Here is a 14,521-nt window from a genome sequence, read left to right as displayed (position 1 = left end):
CGTCGGACGTGAAGCTGGACCTTTCCATGCGGATCGTGCGCCACGGAGACCGCGCCAAGGTGGCATTTGCCGCTGAGGTGTCTGTAGTCGCGGCCATGCCGTGCGCAGTGGATGGGTGTGCGTCAACGGTCGGGATTGTATGAGCGGAGGACCCGAGCGAAGAACATGACGAAGACACTTTTCGAGGAAGTCAGGAGCGAACAGAACATTTTCGCAGCTTGGCGGCATGTCAAGAAAAGCGCGTTGACCTCTGGCAACGCTGACATTCGCGGCAAAGCCTCCGAGTTCGAGTATGCTCATCAACGGCACCTAAGGCGAATTATCCGTCAACTGCGAACTGGCAAGCTTTCCTTTGATCCCGTTGAGGGCATTTTGAAGGACAAGCGCAAGCGCCTTGCGGCAAAGAAAGACCCAAGGCCAATCGCAATATCCACCATTCAGAACCGTGTGGTGCAGCGGGCAATCCTACAGGTCTTACAGCCAAGGCAAGCGCGTGACCTACGCGACCCAGACACACGGTTCGAGACTAAGCGCGATGATAGGCTTGGTCGCATCAATGACGTTAATCGGTCCAAGTATGGTGTTGGAGGCCTGATTTACCCGTATGGAGGTGTCCGCCCCGCAATTGAGACCATCATGGCGGCCATCGATGGTGGCGCGAAGTTCTACTTCCAATCTGACATCCGTGCCTTCTTCACGAGAATTCCGACAGACAAGGTGGTTGCCTTTGTTCTGCGCGAAACCGGAGACGAAGCGCTTGTTGAGCTTTTCACTAAGGCCCTTGAGGTTCACTTAGGAAATGAAGCCGATCTTGTCGGGTACACTCACCTCTTCCCGAAAGGTGGCATCGGCGTTGCTCAAGGTTCTTCCCTATCAGCGTTCGCCGGCAACGTATTGCTCTACGAAATGGATCAGCAGTTGAACGCGATGGGCGTGACGGCGGTGAGATACATCGACGACATTCTCATGGTCGGAGCCGATCAGGCGTCAATTGACGCAGCCAAAGCGCACGCTGAGCAGACCTTGACCGACTTTGGTTTTGGCCTCTACACACCGTCAGACGGACCTGACAAGGCAGCGCAGGGAGAGTGTAGCAAGGCCATCAATTTCCTTGGCTGCAAGCTTCAGCCCAAGCGATGCGTTCCAAGCGGGAAATCGATAGACAACATGAAGGATGGGGTTCGGCAGACGCTTGCGTCCTCTAAGTCCGCGATCAAGGAGGCGCTAAGCAAAGGCAGCAACTTGAGTTCCAAGTACTCGCAGAGCGCCACATTGGATGCCTTGGGAAGACGTGTATATGGGTGGCAAATGTCCTTCGCGTTTTGCAATCAACGCCAACCTTTCGAACACCTCGACACCTTCATCTCTGAGCAGGTCGCGGACTATCACGGCTTTATCGTCCGTAAGCTGGGGAAGGCCGATTCAAAGGTCAAGGCGATGATACTTGGCGTCCCTTCCACCGCCTCAATGTTCGACCTTTCAAGGGAGAAGGCAACGAAGTAAGCGTCATAATTCCCGCGGTCGATCTGTCCGCTTGCTGCTTCGTGGACGTACGCGCCAGATGCACCGACAGACGTCGCCTCAGAACCCTTCCAAATAGTCAGATCGCTTCAACTCTTCCCATATCGTCTGTTGAGCTTCTTCAAGTTGCTCCTTCAGTATGCCGTGGTCATAGGCGGAACTCGATGAGCGGGGACCGGACCAACCTCCCAGATCGTTGATGTCGGCTTCATTGACGCGTGCTCGTCGAGCGACCGTTCGCCATGTGTGTCTGGTGGAGTGAAGAGACAGGCGGTGATCTGTTTCAGGCCCGAGGACCTTGCGACGGAAGCGTGTGAACCACTGAGAGACAGCCGCAGCCTTACCTGAGGACCCTCTGATAGGCCACTCAGGGAAGATCCGGCCCGATGGGTCATTGAGGGTGACACGTCGCTGTAGGAGCGCTCTGGCGTCTGCTGGGACAGGCACATACCGCAGTGCATTGCTGGTTTTGCCGTGGGTCAAATAGAACCCCGATCCGTCTCCCTCAGTGTGGTCGAGAGTGATTGTGGCCAGTTCATCGGCCCGACAGCCGGTAACAATCGCAAGGCGGATCAGGTCGCCTTTGTGCGTGCCAGATGGGACTGCCTGCAGGAGCTTCGAAAACTCGTGAGGTGTGAAATCTGACCGTTTCGGCTTGTCGGACCTTGATGCGCGAGGCACCGACTTTTGAAATATCCACGGGTTCTTATATCGCGCCATGGTGATCCGCCGTTCGACGGCCCAAGCCCAGAACTGCGTAAGAAGCGTAATGTTCTTCGACACTGTCTTGTGAGACATGCCCAATGGGGAGCGGGGAGATTTCAGTTCTGGCAGGTATTCGTCGCGAAAGGCACGGGCCGAATTTGGGGTCACGTCCTCCATACAGGCAATGTTTTGATGGTCCTCAAGAAAAGACCGGAGGTGACCTACGGCTGTCTTTAGGTTGCCCACAGTGGTCAATGCGAGCGGCTTGAAATTGCGGCGATTGCCGGGGCTACGCTCTTCGATGTAGCGGTCCAAGGCCGTCGTGATCGGGTAGCCTTTGCCGAGCGCAACACGGTTGAAACTCCTGAGTTGGGCTTCAGGCACGCCCCGCTCTGCCGCTTTCTCAAGTTGGTCGGAGAGGACCAGTTCGATCCCTTGTTCTTCGCTGTCGTCGTTGGCGATCACTTCTCGCCATTCTTCTGCAGAGCTAAGGCTGAAACGGCCTTCGTCGGACAATTCAGCAACGGCTTTGCGTATCTCACCTAGGGCAATATCACGTCGTTTACGGGCCTCGACAGGGTGGCGAGTGCCCAAGCCCTTGATGAGCGTTTTCCGACACAGCTTACCAGTCAATGGGTTTGGCTTCCCGATCAATTCTGGAGGCGTCACCATATAAAAAACCCAACCTGTGCCGGGACCACGTGGTTGTTTGAGGTAGTCCATGTCCAATGCCTTCTTCGTGTGGTCCATTTTGGACAACGGCTTCTTGGACATCGTGCTATTTTCCTCTTTGTCATCAAAGACTTGGAAGAAATGGCGGAGAGACAGGGATTCGAACCCTGGGTAGGCTTGCACCCACAACGGTTTTCGAGACCGCCCCGTTCGACCACTCCGGCACCTCTCCGCGGGGGTCTTGGTAGCGGGGCGTTTAGCCAATTCGAACGCCATGCGCAACAGAGAAAAGGCAGCTTCTTTGTGCCCCGCCCGCTTTCCCGGTTGTGCCGTGGCGACAACGGGCGCGAGACCGCCGGTTCACACGCAGGACGGTTGTTGTGGAGCCACGTGTGCCCTAATTGTTGTCCTGACCAGTCATCTGTGAGGACCCCATGGACCAAATCTCTCCGCTTTCTACGGCTGTCGCGGCCCGGCGCCTTGTGGTGGGGGTCTTGGCCCTGCTGACCTGGCTTGTGGTTGCGGTCCCGGCGCGGGCCGACAAGGTGGACGAGCTCTTGGACGCTTTGCAGGTCGACTCGATGCTGGGCATAATGCGAACCGAGGGCATGTCTTTTGGCGGCGAGCTTGCGGGCGATATGCTGCCGGGGGGCAGTTCCGCGCCATGGGAAAGCTTGTTGTCGCAGATTTACGACCCGGAAAAAATGCATACCGTTGTCCGGACGGGGTTTTCCGGGGCCATCGCCGACACCGATCCGGAACCGCTGATCGCCTTTTTCTCATCTGATCTTGGTCGCCGCATAGTCGAGCTTGAACTGGCCGCCCGCGAGGCCATGATCGACGACGCCGTCGAAGAGGCGGCGCGCCAGTCCTACCGCGAGATCAAGGACAACGAAGGCCCGCGGCTGGACCAGATCCGCCGCTTTGTCGAGGTCAACGACCTGCTGGAGGCCAATGTGACCGGCGCTTTGAACGCCTCGTTCAAGTTCTATTCCGGGTTGGTGGACGGCGGCGGGCTGCAACTGTCTGAAGGGGATATCCTGTCGGACGTCTGGTCGCAGGAAAAGGAAACCCGCGAGGACACGCGCGAATGGCTTTATGCCTTTTTGTTGCTGGCCTATGAACCGTTGGAGGACGAGGAACTGGATGCGTATATCGCGCTGTCCGAGACAACGCAGGGCCGTGCCCTGAACCGCGCGCTGTTTGCCGGGTTCAACGCGATGTACGATGAGATTTCCTATGCGCTGGGGCTGGCCGCAGCACAGCAGATGCAACAGCAAGACCTGTAAGCGGGCAGAGGGGCGATCCACCGAATCCATTCGTGGCGGTCTGCCCCGGCGGCAACGGCGGCCCGGTCCTGCAACAGCCCCTTGACAAGGACAGGGCCCACAGACCATAAGCCGCCCACATGAAGGACGGGGCCTCGGCTCCGCCTTTTTGTTTTGTCAACGAACGCTCCGGAAGGGGCGCGCTGTTCGGGGCGGGGCATCGACCCCATGAACTCCTGCAAAGGGGCCAAAGAACGCGGCAGAAAAAGGAAAGACGCACCATGTTCGCGGTGATGAAGACCGGCGGCAAACAGTACAAGGTTCAGTCGGGCGATACGCTCCGGGTTGAAAAGCTGGCCGCAGACGCGGGTGAAACCGTGCAATTCAATGACATTCTCATGCTGGGCGGCGACACCACCGTTGTCGGCGCGCCGACCGTGGCCGGTGCCGCGGTGCAGGCCGAGGTGATCGATCAGGTGAAGGGCGAAAAGCTCATTCACTTCGTCAAGCGCCGTCGTAAGCATGGCTCGCAGCGCACCAAGGGCCACCGCCAGCAGTTGACGCTGGTCCGCGTGACCGACATCCTCGCAGAGGGTGGCGACAAGACTGGCGTCAAGGCCGCGATCGGTGCGGGCTCTGTGGCGACGGTTGCCGCTGCTCCGGCCCCGGCCGCAGCCCCTGCGGTTGAAACCGGCGACGACCTGACCCAAATCACAGGTGTCGGCCCCGCCGCCGCCAAGAAACTGGTCGAGGCAGGCATCACCACTTTCGCCGCGCTTGCCGCGGTCGATCCGGAAACCTTCGACGCCACCAAGGTCAAGCCTGAGTGGGTCGAACAGGCCAAGACTCTGGCCTAAGACAGTCAAGGAGAGACACAGATGGCACATAAAAAAGCTGGCGGCTCCTCCCGCAACGGACGCGACTCTGCCGGACGCCGCCTTGGCGTCAAACTCTACGGTGGCCAGTCCGCAATCCCCGGCAACATCATCGTGCGTCAGCGCGGCACCAAGTTCTGGCCGGGTGAAGGCGTGGGCATGGGCAAGGATCACACGATCTTTGCAACCGTCGAAGGCGGCGTGACCTTCCGCAAGGGCCTCAAGGGCCGCACGTTCATTTCGGTGCTGCCGGTGGCGGAAGCCGCAGAATAACGCCGAGTATAATGTCACGGAAGCGGACAGGGGATCGGCGACCGCGCCGGTCCCCTTGCCATTTTCCGGGTCCCGGATCGACCGCGTGGAAAATACGATGACCTGCAAGGCGCAGGTGCCGCCGATCCCGGCCGTTGCACAGGAGGAGAGTGCAGATGGTCCTTGATACCACCGACAACCAGCCGATCGTGGCCACCGAACGGTTCGACCTGCGTCCCGTTCGCCAGTCCGATATCGGGTTGATGGATCTTTATACCCGCGATGAACGGGTGGCGCGGATGACCACGTCGATTCCGCATCCCTTGCCGCCGGGCGCAACCGAAGCGTTTGTTACGCGCGCCACCGCGCCCGACCGGACAGAGGATGTCTGGGCGATGGACGCAACCAAGGTCGACGGCGCTGAACTGATGGGCCTGATCTCGCTGGAGCGGATGGACCGCAACCAGTCAGAGGTCGGCTATTGGGTGGCGCCGGCGTTCTGGAATACCGGGCTGGCCTCTGACGCGGTGCGCGCGCTGGTCGAGGCAAACCCGATGGGCAATGCCACCATGTTCGCCTCTGTCTTTCAGGACAACGCAGCCTCGGCGCGGGTGCTGGTGAACTGCGGGTTTGAATACATCGGCGATGCCGAAGCCTACTCTGTCGCCCGCCAGGCCAAGGTGCCGACATGGACCTACATTCGAAAACTGGGCTGATCGCGCCGGAGCGTCCGGTTCGGCGGCCTGTCCATACCGGGGGTGCTTGAGCGCCCCCGGAAACCCCGGTAAACCGCCGCCTGTCCCTCGCCGAAAGCGCATCCCATGAAGTTTCTCGATCTCTGCAAGGTTTACATTCGCTCCGGCGCAGGCGGCAACGGCTGCGTCAGTTTTCGGCGTGAGAAATTCATCGAATACGGCGGACCGGACGGCGGCGACGGCGGGCGCGGCGGATCGGTCTGGGTCGAGGCGGTTGATGGTCTGAACACGCTGATCGACTTTCGCTATCAGCAGCATTGGTTTGCGCAGAACGGCCAGTCGGGCCGGGGGCAAAACCGCACCGGTGCCGATGGCAACGACATCGTCCTACGGGTGCCGGTGGGGACCGAAATCCTTGAAGAGGATGAGGAAACGGTGATCGCCGACATCACCGAACTGGGCCAGCGCGTGCGGATTGCCAAAGGCGGCAATGGCGGCTGGGGCAACCTGCAATTCAAAAGCTCGACCAATCAGGGGCCGCGCAACGCCAATCCGGGGCAGGAGGGCGTTGAGCGGACGCTGTGGCTGCGGCTGAAGCTGATTGCCGATGTCGGCCTGCTGGGCCTGCCCAACGCGGGCAAGAGCACCTTTTTGTCGGTGACATCCAATGCCCGGCCCAAGATCGCGGATTATCCGTTTACCACGCTGCATCCCAACCTTGGGGTTGTGGCTATCGACAACACTGAATTTGTCGTGGCCGATATTCCCGGCCTGATCGAAGGCGCGCATGAGGGCAGGGGGCTGGGCGATATCTTTCTTGGTCACGTCGAACGCAGCGCCGTGTTGTTGCACCTGATCGACGGCACCTCAGGCAGCCTGATCGAGGATTACCAGACAATCTGCAATGAACTCGACGCCTATGGCGCGGGTCTGGCGGACAAGCCGCGCGTGACGGTTCTGAACAAGATCGACGCGCTGGATGATGAAGAGCGGGTTTTCCTCAAGGACGAACTGGAGGCCGCAGGGGCCAAGAATGTGATGCTGATGTCCGGTGCCACCAAGGAGGGCGTGACCGAGGTGCTGCGCGCCCTGCGCCCGCATGTCGAGGCGCGCCGCGCCGCCGACCGCCCGGCCCCGGAGGCCGAGGAGGAGGACGGTCAATGGCAGCCCTGACCACGGCGCGCCGCGTCGTCGTCAAAATCGGGTCGGCGCTGTTGGTGGATCGCACCAGTGGCGATTTGCGCACCGATTGGCTGACCTCCATCGCCGAAGACATTGCCGTTCTGAAACGCCGTGGCGCAGATGTGGTGCTGGTGTCGTCCGGCTCCATCGCGCTGGGGCGGGGCATTCTGGGTCTGCCGTCCAGCGTGCTGCCGCTGGAACAATCGCAGGCCGCTGCTGCCGTGGGCCAAATCCGTCTGGCCCGCGCGTGGCAAGAGGCGCTGGCCCCGCACGGTCTGATCACCGCGCAGGTGCTGGTAACGCTGGAAGACAGCGCCGACCGCCGCCGCTACCTGAACTCACGCGCGACGCTGGAAACCTTGCTGGGCTTTGGCGTGGTGCCTATCGTCAATGAAAACGACACCGTCGCCACCGATGAGATCCGCTATGGCGACAATGATCGGCTGGCGGCGCAGGTGGCAGTGACCGTGGGGGCGGATCTGCTGGTGCTGTTGTCGGATGTGGACGGGCTTTATACCGGCAACCCGACCACCGACCCTGCCGCGCAACGGATTGCGGTGATTGACGAAATCACGCCCGAGATTGAGGGAATGGCCGGTGACGCCGGGTCGGGCCTGTCCAAGGGCGGGATGAAAACCAAGGTGATGGCGGCGAAGACTGCCACCGCCTCTGGCTGTGCGATGATCATCAGCCACGGGGCCGAGTTGCACCCGTTGAAGCGCCTGACCGATGGCGCGCCGTCAACCCTGTTTACGCCGCAACTGGACCCGCACGCGGCGCGCAAACGCTGGATCGCGGCGATGAAACCGCAGGGCACCCTGCGCGTGGATGAGGGCGCGGCGCGGGCGCTTGCCTCTGGCAAGTCGCTGCTGCCTGCGGGGCTGCGCGCGGTCGAGGGCGATTTTGGCCGTGGCGATCCGGTGACCATCCGCAGCCTCACCGGCAAGACGCTGGGTCAGGGCCTGACCCGCTACACAGCCGAAGAGGCGCGCGCCATCGCCGGGCACCACAGCCGCGAGATCGAGGCCATCCTTGGCTATCCGGGCCGCGCCGTTTTGATCCACCGCGATGACATGGCGGTGTGATCGCACGCTTTGACGCCTGCGTTTCTTCTCTCTAGACATACGCTCAATCAACCTAGGCCAGAGGGTTCTTGCGATGAAAGATCTCGAAAACATACCCGCCCTGATGCACGACATTGGCGAAAAGGCCCGTGCGGCCGCCGCGGAACTGGCCTTTGCCCCAGCCGAGCAAAAGCGCAAGGCGCTTGAAATCGCTGCCGACACCGTCTGGGCGTCGCGCGCGCAGATCATCGAGGCGAATGCCCGTGATCTGGATTATGGCCGCCAAAAGGACCTGTCGAAGGCGATGATGGACCGGCTGATGCTGGATGAGACGCGCATTCAGGGCATCTGTGACAGCCTGCGCTCTGTCGCGGCGCAGGACGATCCTGTGGGGCAGGTGATTGCCGAGTGGGACCGGCCCACGGGGCTGCACATCCAGCGCGTCCGCACGCCCCTTGGCGTTGTCGGCGTGATCTACGAGTCGCGGCCCAACGTCACGGCGGATGCGGGTGCGCTCTGCCTCAAGGCCGGGAACGCGGTGATCCTGCGCGGCGGATCGGAAAGCTTTCATTCCTCCGGCGCGATCCATGCCTGCCTTGTCGAGGGGCTGCGCGCGGCGGGTCTGCCGGAGGCCGCGATCCAGCTGGTGCCGACACGGGACCGCGCGGCGGTCAGCGAGATGCTGAAGATGACCGACAGCATCGACGTGATCGTGCCGCGGGGCGGCAAGGGTCTGGTGGGGCTGGTGCAGCGTGAGGCGCGGGTGCCGGTCTTTGCCCATCTCGAAGGTATCGTACACATTTACATCGACAAGGACGCCGATCCGGTCAAGGCGCTGTCTGTTGTCAAGAACGCCAAGACCCGGCGCACCGGCATCTGTGGGGCCGCTGAATGCCTGCTGATCCACCGCGACGTGGCCGAGACCATCGGGCAGGGCGTGATCCGCGCGCTGCTGGAGGCGGATGTCGAGGTGCGGGCGGATGCCGAGTTGCAGGTGATCGCCGGAACCGTTCCGGCAAAGTCCGAAGACTGGGGGCACGAATACCTCGACAGCATTATCGCCGCGCGGGTCGTGGACGATATCGACGCCGCCATCGCGCATATTCGCCGGTACGGCTCGAACCACACCGACTGTATCCTGACCGAGGATGACGCCGCCGCTGCGCGGTTCTTTGAGCGGCTCGATTCGGCAATTCTGATGCGCAATGCCTCGACCCAGTTTGCCGATGGCGGTGAGTTCGGTATGGGCGCAGAAATCGGCATCGCCACGGGTAAGATGCACGCGCGCGGACCGGTGGGTGCCGAACAACTGACCAGCTTCAAATATCTGGTGACAGGGGATGGCACCGTCCGGGCCTAGGCCCGGACGCAATCGCATTGCGACGGATGGGGCCTGCGCGGTCGGGTCAGGCGATCTTGAGGATGATCGTCTCATCCCGCACCATTGCATATACCTTGTGCCCCGCCGCCTCGGCCAGAATCGGCAACAGGACAAATTGCACACGGTTGGCGGCGGGATCGTCCAGCGCTCCGCTGCCGTTCAGGTGATCCCATAGCGGTTGGTCTATCGACAGTCGGGGGCCAGAGGCGCTGAGCGCCCAGCCCGCGGCGTCACGGTCAAAGCGGATCGTGCCGCCACCGGGCAGCGCGCTTTCGCAACAAAGATAGGCAAGAAACGCCAGTTGCACCTCGATCCGGGGCAGGTCGTCCTGCGGCATCCAGTCAGCGCGCAGCTTGCCGCCCTTGCCAAGCGCTGTCAGGGTGGACATGACCTCACGGCGGCCCATCATGTGTTGCTGGCTGGCCTGACCAAAGGCGACCCGGAAAAAGCGGATGCGCGCCGCGGCGCTTTCGCAGCTTTCCTGGATCAGCGCCATTTCCGGGCTGGTGTCTGCGGGTCCCGAAAGGGCGATCAGTTCCAGTCCGTTCTGGATGGCGCCGATGGGGCTGATAAGGTCGTGGCACAGGCGCGACCCGACAAGAGCGGCAAGATTGGCGCGGGGCTCGGACATGTCTGGCTCCGTTCTGGAGGGAATAGGAATGGCAGATCTCAACTCTTTACTCGAACCGGGGATGCTGGTCCGTCATCCGGATCAGCCCGATTGGGGCACCGGCCAGGTACAGTCAAACATCGGCGGCCGGATCACCGTGAATTTCCGCGAAGAGGGCAAAGTCGTGATCGACGGTGCGCGGGTCACTCTCCTCCCGGTGTTTGATGGTTAACGTATTCCTACACAGGTTTAGGAATGGTTAACCAGTGTCGCACTAACACGGGAAACATTGCACTCCAACGGCGGCTTGCCTATGACCACCAGACATCATGCGGCCACGCGCGGGGGACAAAAGTGTGACAGAGGCCTTCACGGTCCGGCTCGCGGAAAACGACGACGACATCAAGGCTGCGCAGCGCCTGCGCTATGAGGTCTTCGTGGCCGAACTGGGCGGCGACGGGGCCTTGGTCGATCATGAGGCGCGGCTGGAACGGGACCGGTTCGATCCGTTTTTCGACCATCTGCTGATTTGCGACAACCTGCGCGGCGATGCTGTTGTCGGGGTCTACCGCGTTCTGCGTGAGGATCAGGCCAAGGCCGCAGGGCAATTCTATTCCGAGGATGAATACGACCTGACCGCGCTCAAGAGCAGCGGGCGTCGCCTTCTGGAACTTGGCCGCTCCTGTCTGCACCGCGATTACCGGGGCGGGCCTGCGATGTTCCATCTCTGGCAAGGACTGGGCAGCTACGTCCGGGACCACGGCATCGAGGTGCTGTTCGGCGTGGCCAGCTTTCACGGCATCGACGTGGCCAAACTGGCCGAACCGCTGTCTCTGCTGCATCACCGCCATTTGTCCCCGGCGGAACTGCGCCCGCGCGCCCGTCTGTTTCAATCCATGGACCTGATGTCAGAGGACCAGATCGACCGCCGCCGCGCCATGTTGCAGGTGCCCGCGCTGATCAAGGCCTATCTGCGGTTGGGGGGCTGCGTGGGCGACGGGGCCTTTATCGATCGCGATTTCAATACGGTAGACGTCTGCCTTGTGATGGACACAGAGCGGATGAACGACCGCCAGCGCGCGCGCTATACCCAAGAGCGCGCTCTGTGAGGCAGGCATGAGTCAGACTTGGGACGGCGCCGATCCGCCCGACTGGCCGCCCATCGGCGTCATGGGCTGGCTGCGGATCGCCCTGCGGGCGCCGCTCATGGTGGTGGTGATCTTCGGTTGTCTGGGCCTTTTGTTGCTGGCTCGGCTGATAGAGCGGCCATTGTTTGGCGCGCGCCGTCCGGTGACGCCCCTGATCACCCAGTGTGTCTGTCGCACGGTTCTGTTGATCATGGGATTGCCGGTAGAGGTGCGGGGCCAGCGCATGACGGGCGCGGGCGCTGTGGTGGCCAATCACACCTCATGGCTGGATATTTTTGTGCTCAACAGCCGCAAGACGATCTATTTCGTCTCCAAGGCAGAGGTCTCTGGCTGGCCGGGGATCGGCTGGCTTGCGCGGGCGACCGGGACGGTGTTCATCAACCGCGACCCGCGAGAGGCGCAGTCGCAGACCCAGCTGTTCGAGGAACGTCTGCTGCACGGTCATCGCCTGCTGTTTTTCCCCGAGGGGACCTCGACCGACGGTCTGCGGGTGCTGCCGTTCAAGACAACGCTGTTTGCCGCGTTCTATTCCGAACGGCTGCACCATGCCATGCAGATCCAGCCGGTGAGCGTGGTCTACCACGCGCCGCCGGGTGTGCCTGCGTGCTTTTATGGCTGGTGGGGCGATATGGAGTTTGGCGCGTCCCTGTTGCGGGTGCTGGCGCAGGTGCGGCAAGGGCGCGTAGTTCTGATCTATCATCCGGCTGTGCGGGTGGATGACTATGCCAATCGCAAAAGCGTTGCGCGGGCACTGGAGTCTCAGGTCAGGGCCGGCCATGAGGCCGAACTGGGGCCGCTTGGCCCCGCGTGACCCCATACGCGACGTCAGCCGCGCATGGCCTGTTCGAACTGCTTCAACGTTGCGGCCGGATCGTCGGTCGACCAGATTTCTTCGCCAATCGAAAAGAAATCGGTGATCGGCGACAGTTGGGTGATGAGATCGGCGGTCAATCCGCCCTCGGCCACCACGGGCAGTTCGATCATCTCTGTCCACCAGCTGAAAAGCTCGGGGTCGGCCAATGCGCCATCATCCAATGCGCCGGACACGGGTCCGAAGGACACATAGTCCGCACCGCCCTCGGCGGCGGACATCCCGTCGTGCCGGGACTGGCGGCAATAAGCCCCGACAATGGCGTCCGGGCCCAGAGTCTTGCGGGCGAATCGGACAGAGCGTGCGCCATCAAGCAGATGCACACCGTCCAGACCCAGACGTTCGGCCATGACCACATGGGTGTCGATCACCAGGGCCACGTCGACCTTGTGCGCCACCTCGCGGACCGCATCGGCGGCGCGCAGCAGGCGATCCTCATCGCGGGTCGCCAGGCTGAGGCGCAGGCAGGCGACATCAACCTCACCCACAACGCGCGCCAATTGGCCGGGAAAGCTGCCGAGGTCGAACTCAGGCGGTGTCACAAGGTAGATCTGCGGGGCATCCCGGTCTTCGGTCGTCATGGCGCTCTCCTGGTCCGAACGCTCTCATAACGCGGGTCTGCGCCCTTTGCACCTGCGTTTTTCGCATGTCGGGCGGGCTTGCCCCCGGCGCTTCGGGGCAGTACCCCTCCGCCGATCTTCAGGAGGGTTCCATGGCGACTGACAGACCGCAACCGGCCTTTGTGCTGGTCCGGCCCCAGATGGGCGAGAATATCGGCGCGGCGGCGCGGGCAATGTGGAACTTTGGGCTGGACCGGATGCGGGTCGTGGGGCCACGCGACGGCTGGCCCAACCCCAAGGCGGTGGCGATGGCCTCTGGTGCGGGGCGGTTGCTGGATGAGGCGATCCACACCGACACTCTGGCCGAGGCGTTGTCCGACAGTCATTTCGTCTTCGCCACCACGGCGCGGTCGCGCGATCTGACCAAGACGGTCTATGAGCCGCGCGAAGCCATGGCAGAGGCGGCGCGTCGAATCGCACAGGGTCAAAGGGTGTCGGTCATGTTCGGGCCGGAACGGGCCGGGCTGGAAAATGAGGACGTGGCGCAGGCAAACGCGATCATCACGGTGCCGGTGAACCCCGAATTTTACTCGCTGAACCTCGCGCAATGTGTGCTGTTGACCGCCTATGAATGGCAACGCGCCACCGCTGAAATCGCGCCGGTGACCGAAACGCTGGCTGGCACCGAGGTGGCCGAGGCCCATGAGGTCGAACATCTGGCCCGCCACTATGAGGACCGGCTGGACGAGGCGGGTTTCTTTTTCCCCGAAACCAAGGCCGAGGGGATGAAAACCAACCTGCGCAACATGTGGTCGCGCCTGCCGCTGACCCGTGCGGATGTGCAGATGCTGCACGGCATGATGCGGCAGGTGGTGCGCTGGAAAGACAAAAAAGCGGACTGAGCCCTGGGGGTCAGTCCGCAAGTCGGCCGGGCCGGACAGGGAGGAGAACCGGCGCCGGTACTCAGGTGGGGATCAGTAGTTGCCGCCGTAACCGCCGGTCTGCTTCGGAGGGGTGTAGGTCTTTTTGGGCGGCGTATAGGTGTTCTTGGGCGGTGTGTAGGTGTTCTGCGGCGGGGTGTAGGAGCACTGGTAGTTCACCACGTAATCCTGATGCACCCAGTAGTACTGACCCTGATGCAGGACCTGAACCCAGCCATACTGGCGGTCGTAGGTGTCCAAGGCATGGCAAGGCTGGAAGGTGCCGGCAACGGCGTAGTTCAGGCCGGGACCGGTGCGATAGTTCAGGTGGTTCTGACCAACCCAGGCCTGGTCGGCGGATGCGACAGAGGCGGTCAGGGCGGTGGCTGCAATAGCCGCGGAAATCAGGAAGGTCTTCATGGATTTGTTCCTTTGAGTCTATGAACTTGGCTGGCTTTTGAATGATGGTGGACGCGTGTGAACCTGTACCCACAATTTACGGTCTTCAGTACTTTACCATAAGTCAGGCATTCCTGACCGGCCAAGGAAATGAATCTGGCGCCTCGTTTTCCGGACCGCAAAACAAAGCGGACCGATCCGGTGGGATCGATCCGCAAGGAGGCCGGGCCGGCCAGGGAGGAGAAACCGGCACCGGTTTGGGAGGAAGAAATCAGTAGTTGTAGTGCTTGTTGTAGTGCTTGTTGTGATGCTTCTTCTTGGGTGCCCAGTGGCAGGAATGCCCTTGCAGGTACTTGGCCGACACCCAGTAGTAGTTGTGGTTGAAGTAGACCTTAGCC

At 61.8% G+C, this 14,521-nt stretch carries 16 protein-coding genes and 1 tRNA gene; 12 read left to right on the top strand and 5 right to left on the bottom strand.

Translation table 11 applies throughout. From position 1 onward, the window contains the following. The first annotated feature begins 165 nt into the window (after positions 1–165). Positions 166–1,503 (top strand): reverse transcriptase domain-containing protein, encoded by a 1,338-nt coding sequence (locus ACN0S5_RS17300; protein WP_417209990.1) that lies wholly within the window; start codon positions 166–168, stop codon positions 1,501–1,503. A 78-nt stretch (positions 1,504–1,581) separates the two neighbouring features. Here the strand turns inward: ACN0S5_RS17300 and ACN0S5_RS17295 are convergent, their stop codons facing one another. Together ACN0S5_RS17295 and ACN0S5_RS17290 are read right to left on the bottom strand one after the other, a co-directional pair. Further along, complete coding sequence (locus tag ACN0S5_RS17295) at positions 1,582–3,000, bottom strand: tyrosine-type recombinase/integrase (RefSeq protein WP_417209989.1); 1,419 nt, start codon at positions 2,998–3,000, stop codon at positions 1,582–1,584. Positions 3,001–3,040: 40 nt separating this feature from the next. Continuing rightward, positions 3,041–3,130 (bottom strand) — tRNA-Ser (locus ACN0S5_RS17290). A gap of 253 nt (positions 3,131–3,383) precedes the next feature. Between ACN0S5_RS17290 and ACN0S5_RS17285 the strand changes: the two genes are divergently transcribed. The 7 genes from ACN0S5_RS17285 (at position 3,384) to ACN0S5_RS17255 (ending at position 9,594) form a co-directional block, all read left to right on the top strand. Beyond that, positions 3,384–4,187 carry a DUF2059 domain-containing protein gene (locus ACN0S5_RS17285; protein ID WP_417209991.1) on the top strand — a complete coding sequence of 268 codons (804 nt, stop codon included), beginning with the start codon at positions 3,384–3,386 and terminating at the stop codon, positions 4,185–4,187. A gap of 260 nt (positions 4,188–4,447) precedes the next feature. Then, positions 4,448–5,023, top strand: a complete 576-nt coding sequence (locus ACN0S5_RS17280) for a 50S ribosomal protein L21 (protein ID WP_417209988.1) — start codon at positions 4,448–4,450, stop codon at positions 5,021–5,023. Positions 5,024–5,044: 21 nt separating this feature from the next. Continuing rightward, a complete protein-coding gene (gene rpmA, locus ACN0S5_RS17275; RefSeq protein ID WP_417209987.1) occupies positions 5,045–5,314 on the top strand; it encodes a 50S ribosomal protein L27 in 270 nt (89 codons plus the stop codon). Between the two features lie 155 nt (positions 5,315–5,469). Then, positions 5,470–6,009 carry a GNAT family N-acetyltransferase gene (locus tag ACN0S5_RS17270; protein ID WP_417209986.1) on the top strand — a complete coding sequence of 180 codons (540 nt, stop codon included), beginning with the start codon at positions 5,470–5,472 and terminating at the stop codon, positions 6,007–6,009. A gap of 105 nt (positions 6,010–6,114) precedes the next feature. Next, complete coding sequence (gene obgE, locus ACN0S5_RS17265) at positions 6,115–7,161, top strand: GTPase ObgE (RefSeq protein WP_417209985.1); 1,047 nt, start codon at positions 6,115–6,117, stop codon at positions 7,159–7,161. Next, complete coding sequence (proB, locus tag ACN0S5_RS17260; RefSeq protein WP_417209984.1) at positions 7,149–8,255, top strand: glutamate 5-kinase; 1,107 nt, start codon at positions 7,149–7,151, stop codon at positions 8,253–8,255. Before obgE ends, proB begins: the two co-directional genes overlap by 13 nt. 73 nt (positions 8,256–8,328) lie before the next feature. Beyond that, complete coding sequence (locus ACN0S5_RS17255) at positions 8,329–9,594, top strand: glutamate-5-semialdehyde dehydrogenase (protein ID WP_417209983.1); 1,266 nt, start codon at positions 8,329–8,331, stop codon at positions 9,592–9,594. A 46-nt stretch (positions 9,595–9,640) separates the two neighbouring features. Here ACN0S5_RS17255 and ACN0S5_RS17250 read toward each other — a convergent pair whose 3' ends face one another. Then, complete coding sequence (locus tag ACN0S5_RS17250; protein WP_417209982.1) at positions 9,641–10,246, bottom strand: histidine phosphotransferase family protein; 606 nt, start codon at positions 10,244–10,246, stop codon at positions 9,641–9,643. Positions 10,247–10,274: 28 nt separating this feature from the next. Between ACN0S5_RS17250 and ACN0S5_RS17245 the strand changes: the two genes are divergently transcribed. The 3 genes from ACN0S5_RS17245 (at position 10,275) to ACN0S5_RS17235 (ending at position 12,184) form a co-directional block, all read left to right on the top strand. After that, positions 10,275–10,457: a DUF3553 domain-containing protein gene (locus tag ACN0S5_RS17245; protein WP_323769010.1), complete on the top strand. Its 183-nt coding sequence runs from the start codon at positions 10,275–10,277 to the stop codon at positions 10,455–10,457. Positions 10,458–10,581: 124 nt separating this feature from the next. Beyond that, on the top strand, positions 10,582–11,334 hold the full coding sequence (locus ACN0S5_RS17240) for a GNAT family N-acetyltransferase (protein WP_417209981.1): 753 nt from the start codon (positions 10,582–10,584) through the stop codon (positions 11,332–11,334). A gap of 7 nt (positions 11,335–11,341) precedes the next feature. Further along, entirely contained in the window at positions 11,342–12,184 is an 843-nt protein-coding gene (locus tag ACN0S5_RS17235; RefSeq protein ID WP_417209980.1) for a lysophospholipid acyltransferase family protein, read from the top strand. Between the two features lie 14 nt (positions 12,185–12,198). Here the strand turns inward: ACN0S5_RS17235 and ACN0S5_RS17230 are convergent, their stop codons facing one another. Continuing rightward, positions 12,199–12,825: a thiamine phosphate synthase gene (locus ACN0S5_RS17230; RefSeq protein WP_417209979.1), complete on the bottom strand. Its 627-nt coding sequence runs from the start codon at positions 12,823–12,825 to the stop codon at positions 12,199–12,201. A 131-nt stretch (positions 12,826–12,956) separates the two neighbouring features. Here ACN0S5_RS17230 and ACN0S5_RS17225 point away from each other — a divergent pair, with 131 nt between their 5' ends. Beyond that, positions 12,957–13,706 (top strand): RNA methyltransferase, encoded by a 750-nt coding sequence (locus ACN0S5_RS17225; protein ID WP_417209978.1) that lies wholly within the window; start codon positions 12,957–12,959, stop codon positions 13,704–13,706. A 72-nt stretch (positions 13,707–13,778) separates the two neighbouring features. Here ACN0S5_RS17225 and ACN0S5_RS17220 read toward each other — a convergent pair whose 3' ends face one another. After that, entirely contained in the window at positions 13,779–14,144 is a 366-nt protein-coding gene (locus ACN0S5_RS17220; protein WP_417209977.1) for an SH3 domain-containing protein, read from the bottom strand. Between the last annotated feature and the right edge of the window lie 377 nt (positions 14,145–14,521).

Source organism: Antarctobacter sp., from assembly GCF_048262615.1.
In the GTDB taxonomy this organism is placed as follows: Bacteria; Pseudomonadota; Alphaproteobacteria; order Rhodobacterales; family Rhodobacteraceae; genus Antarctobacter.
The sequence above is the reverse complement of the archived record's forward strand: the minus strand, read 5'-3'. Positions and strand labels throughout refer to the sequence as shown.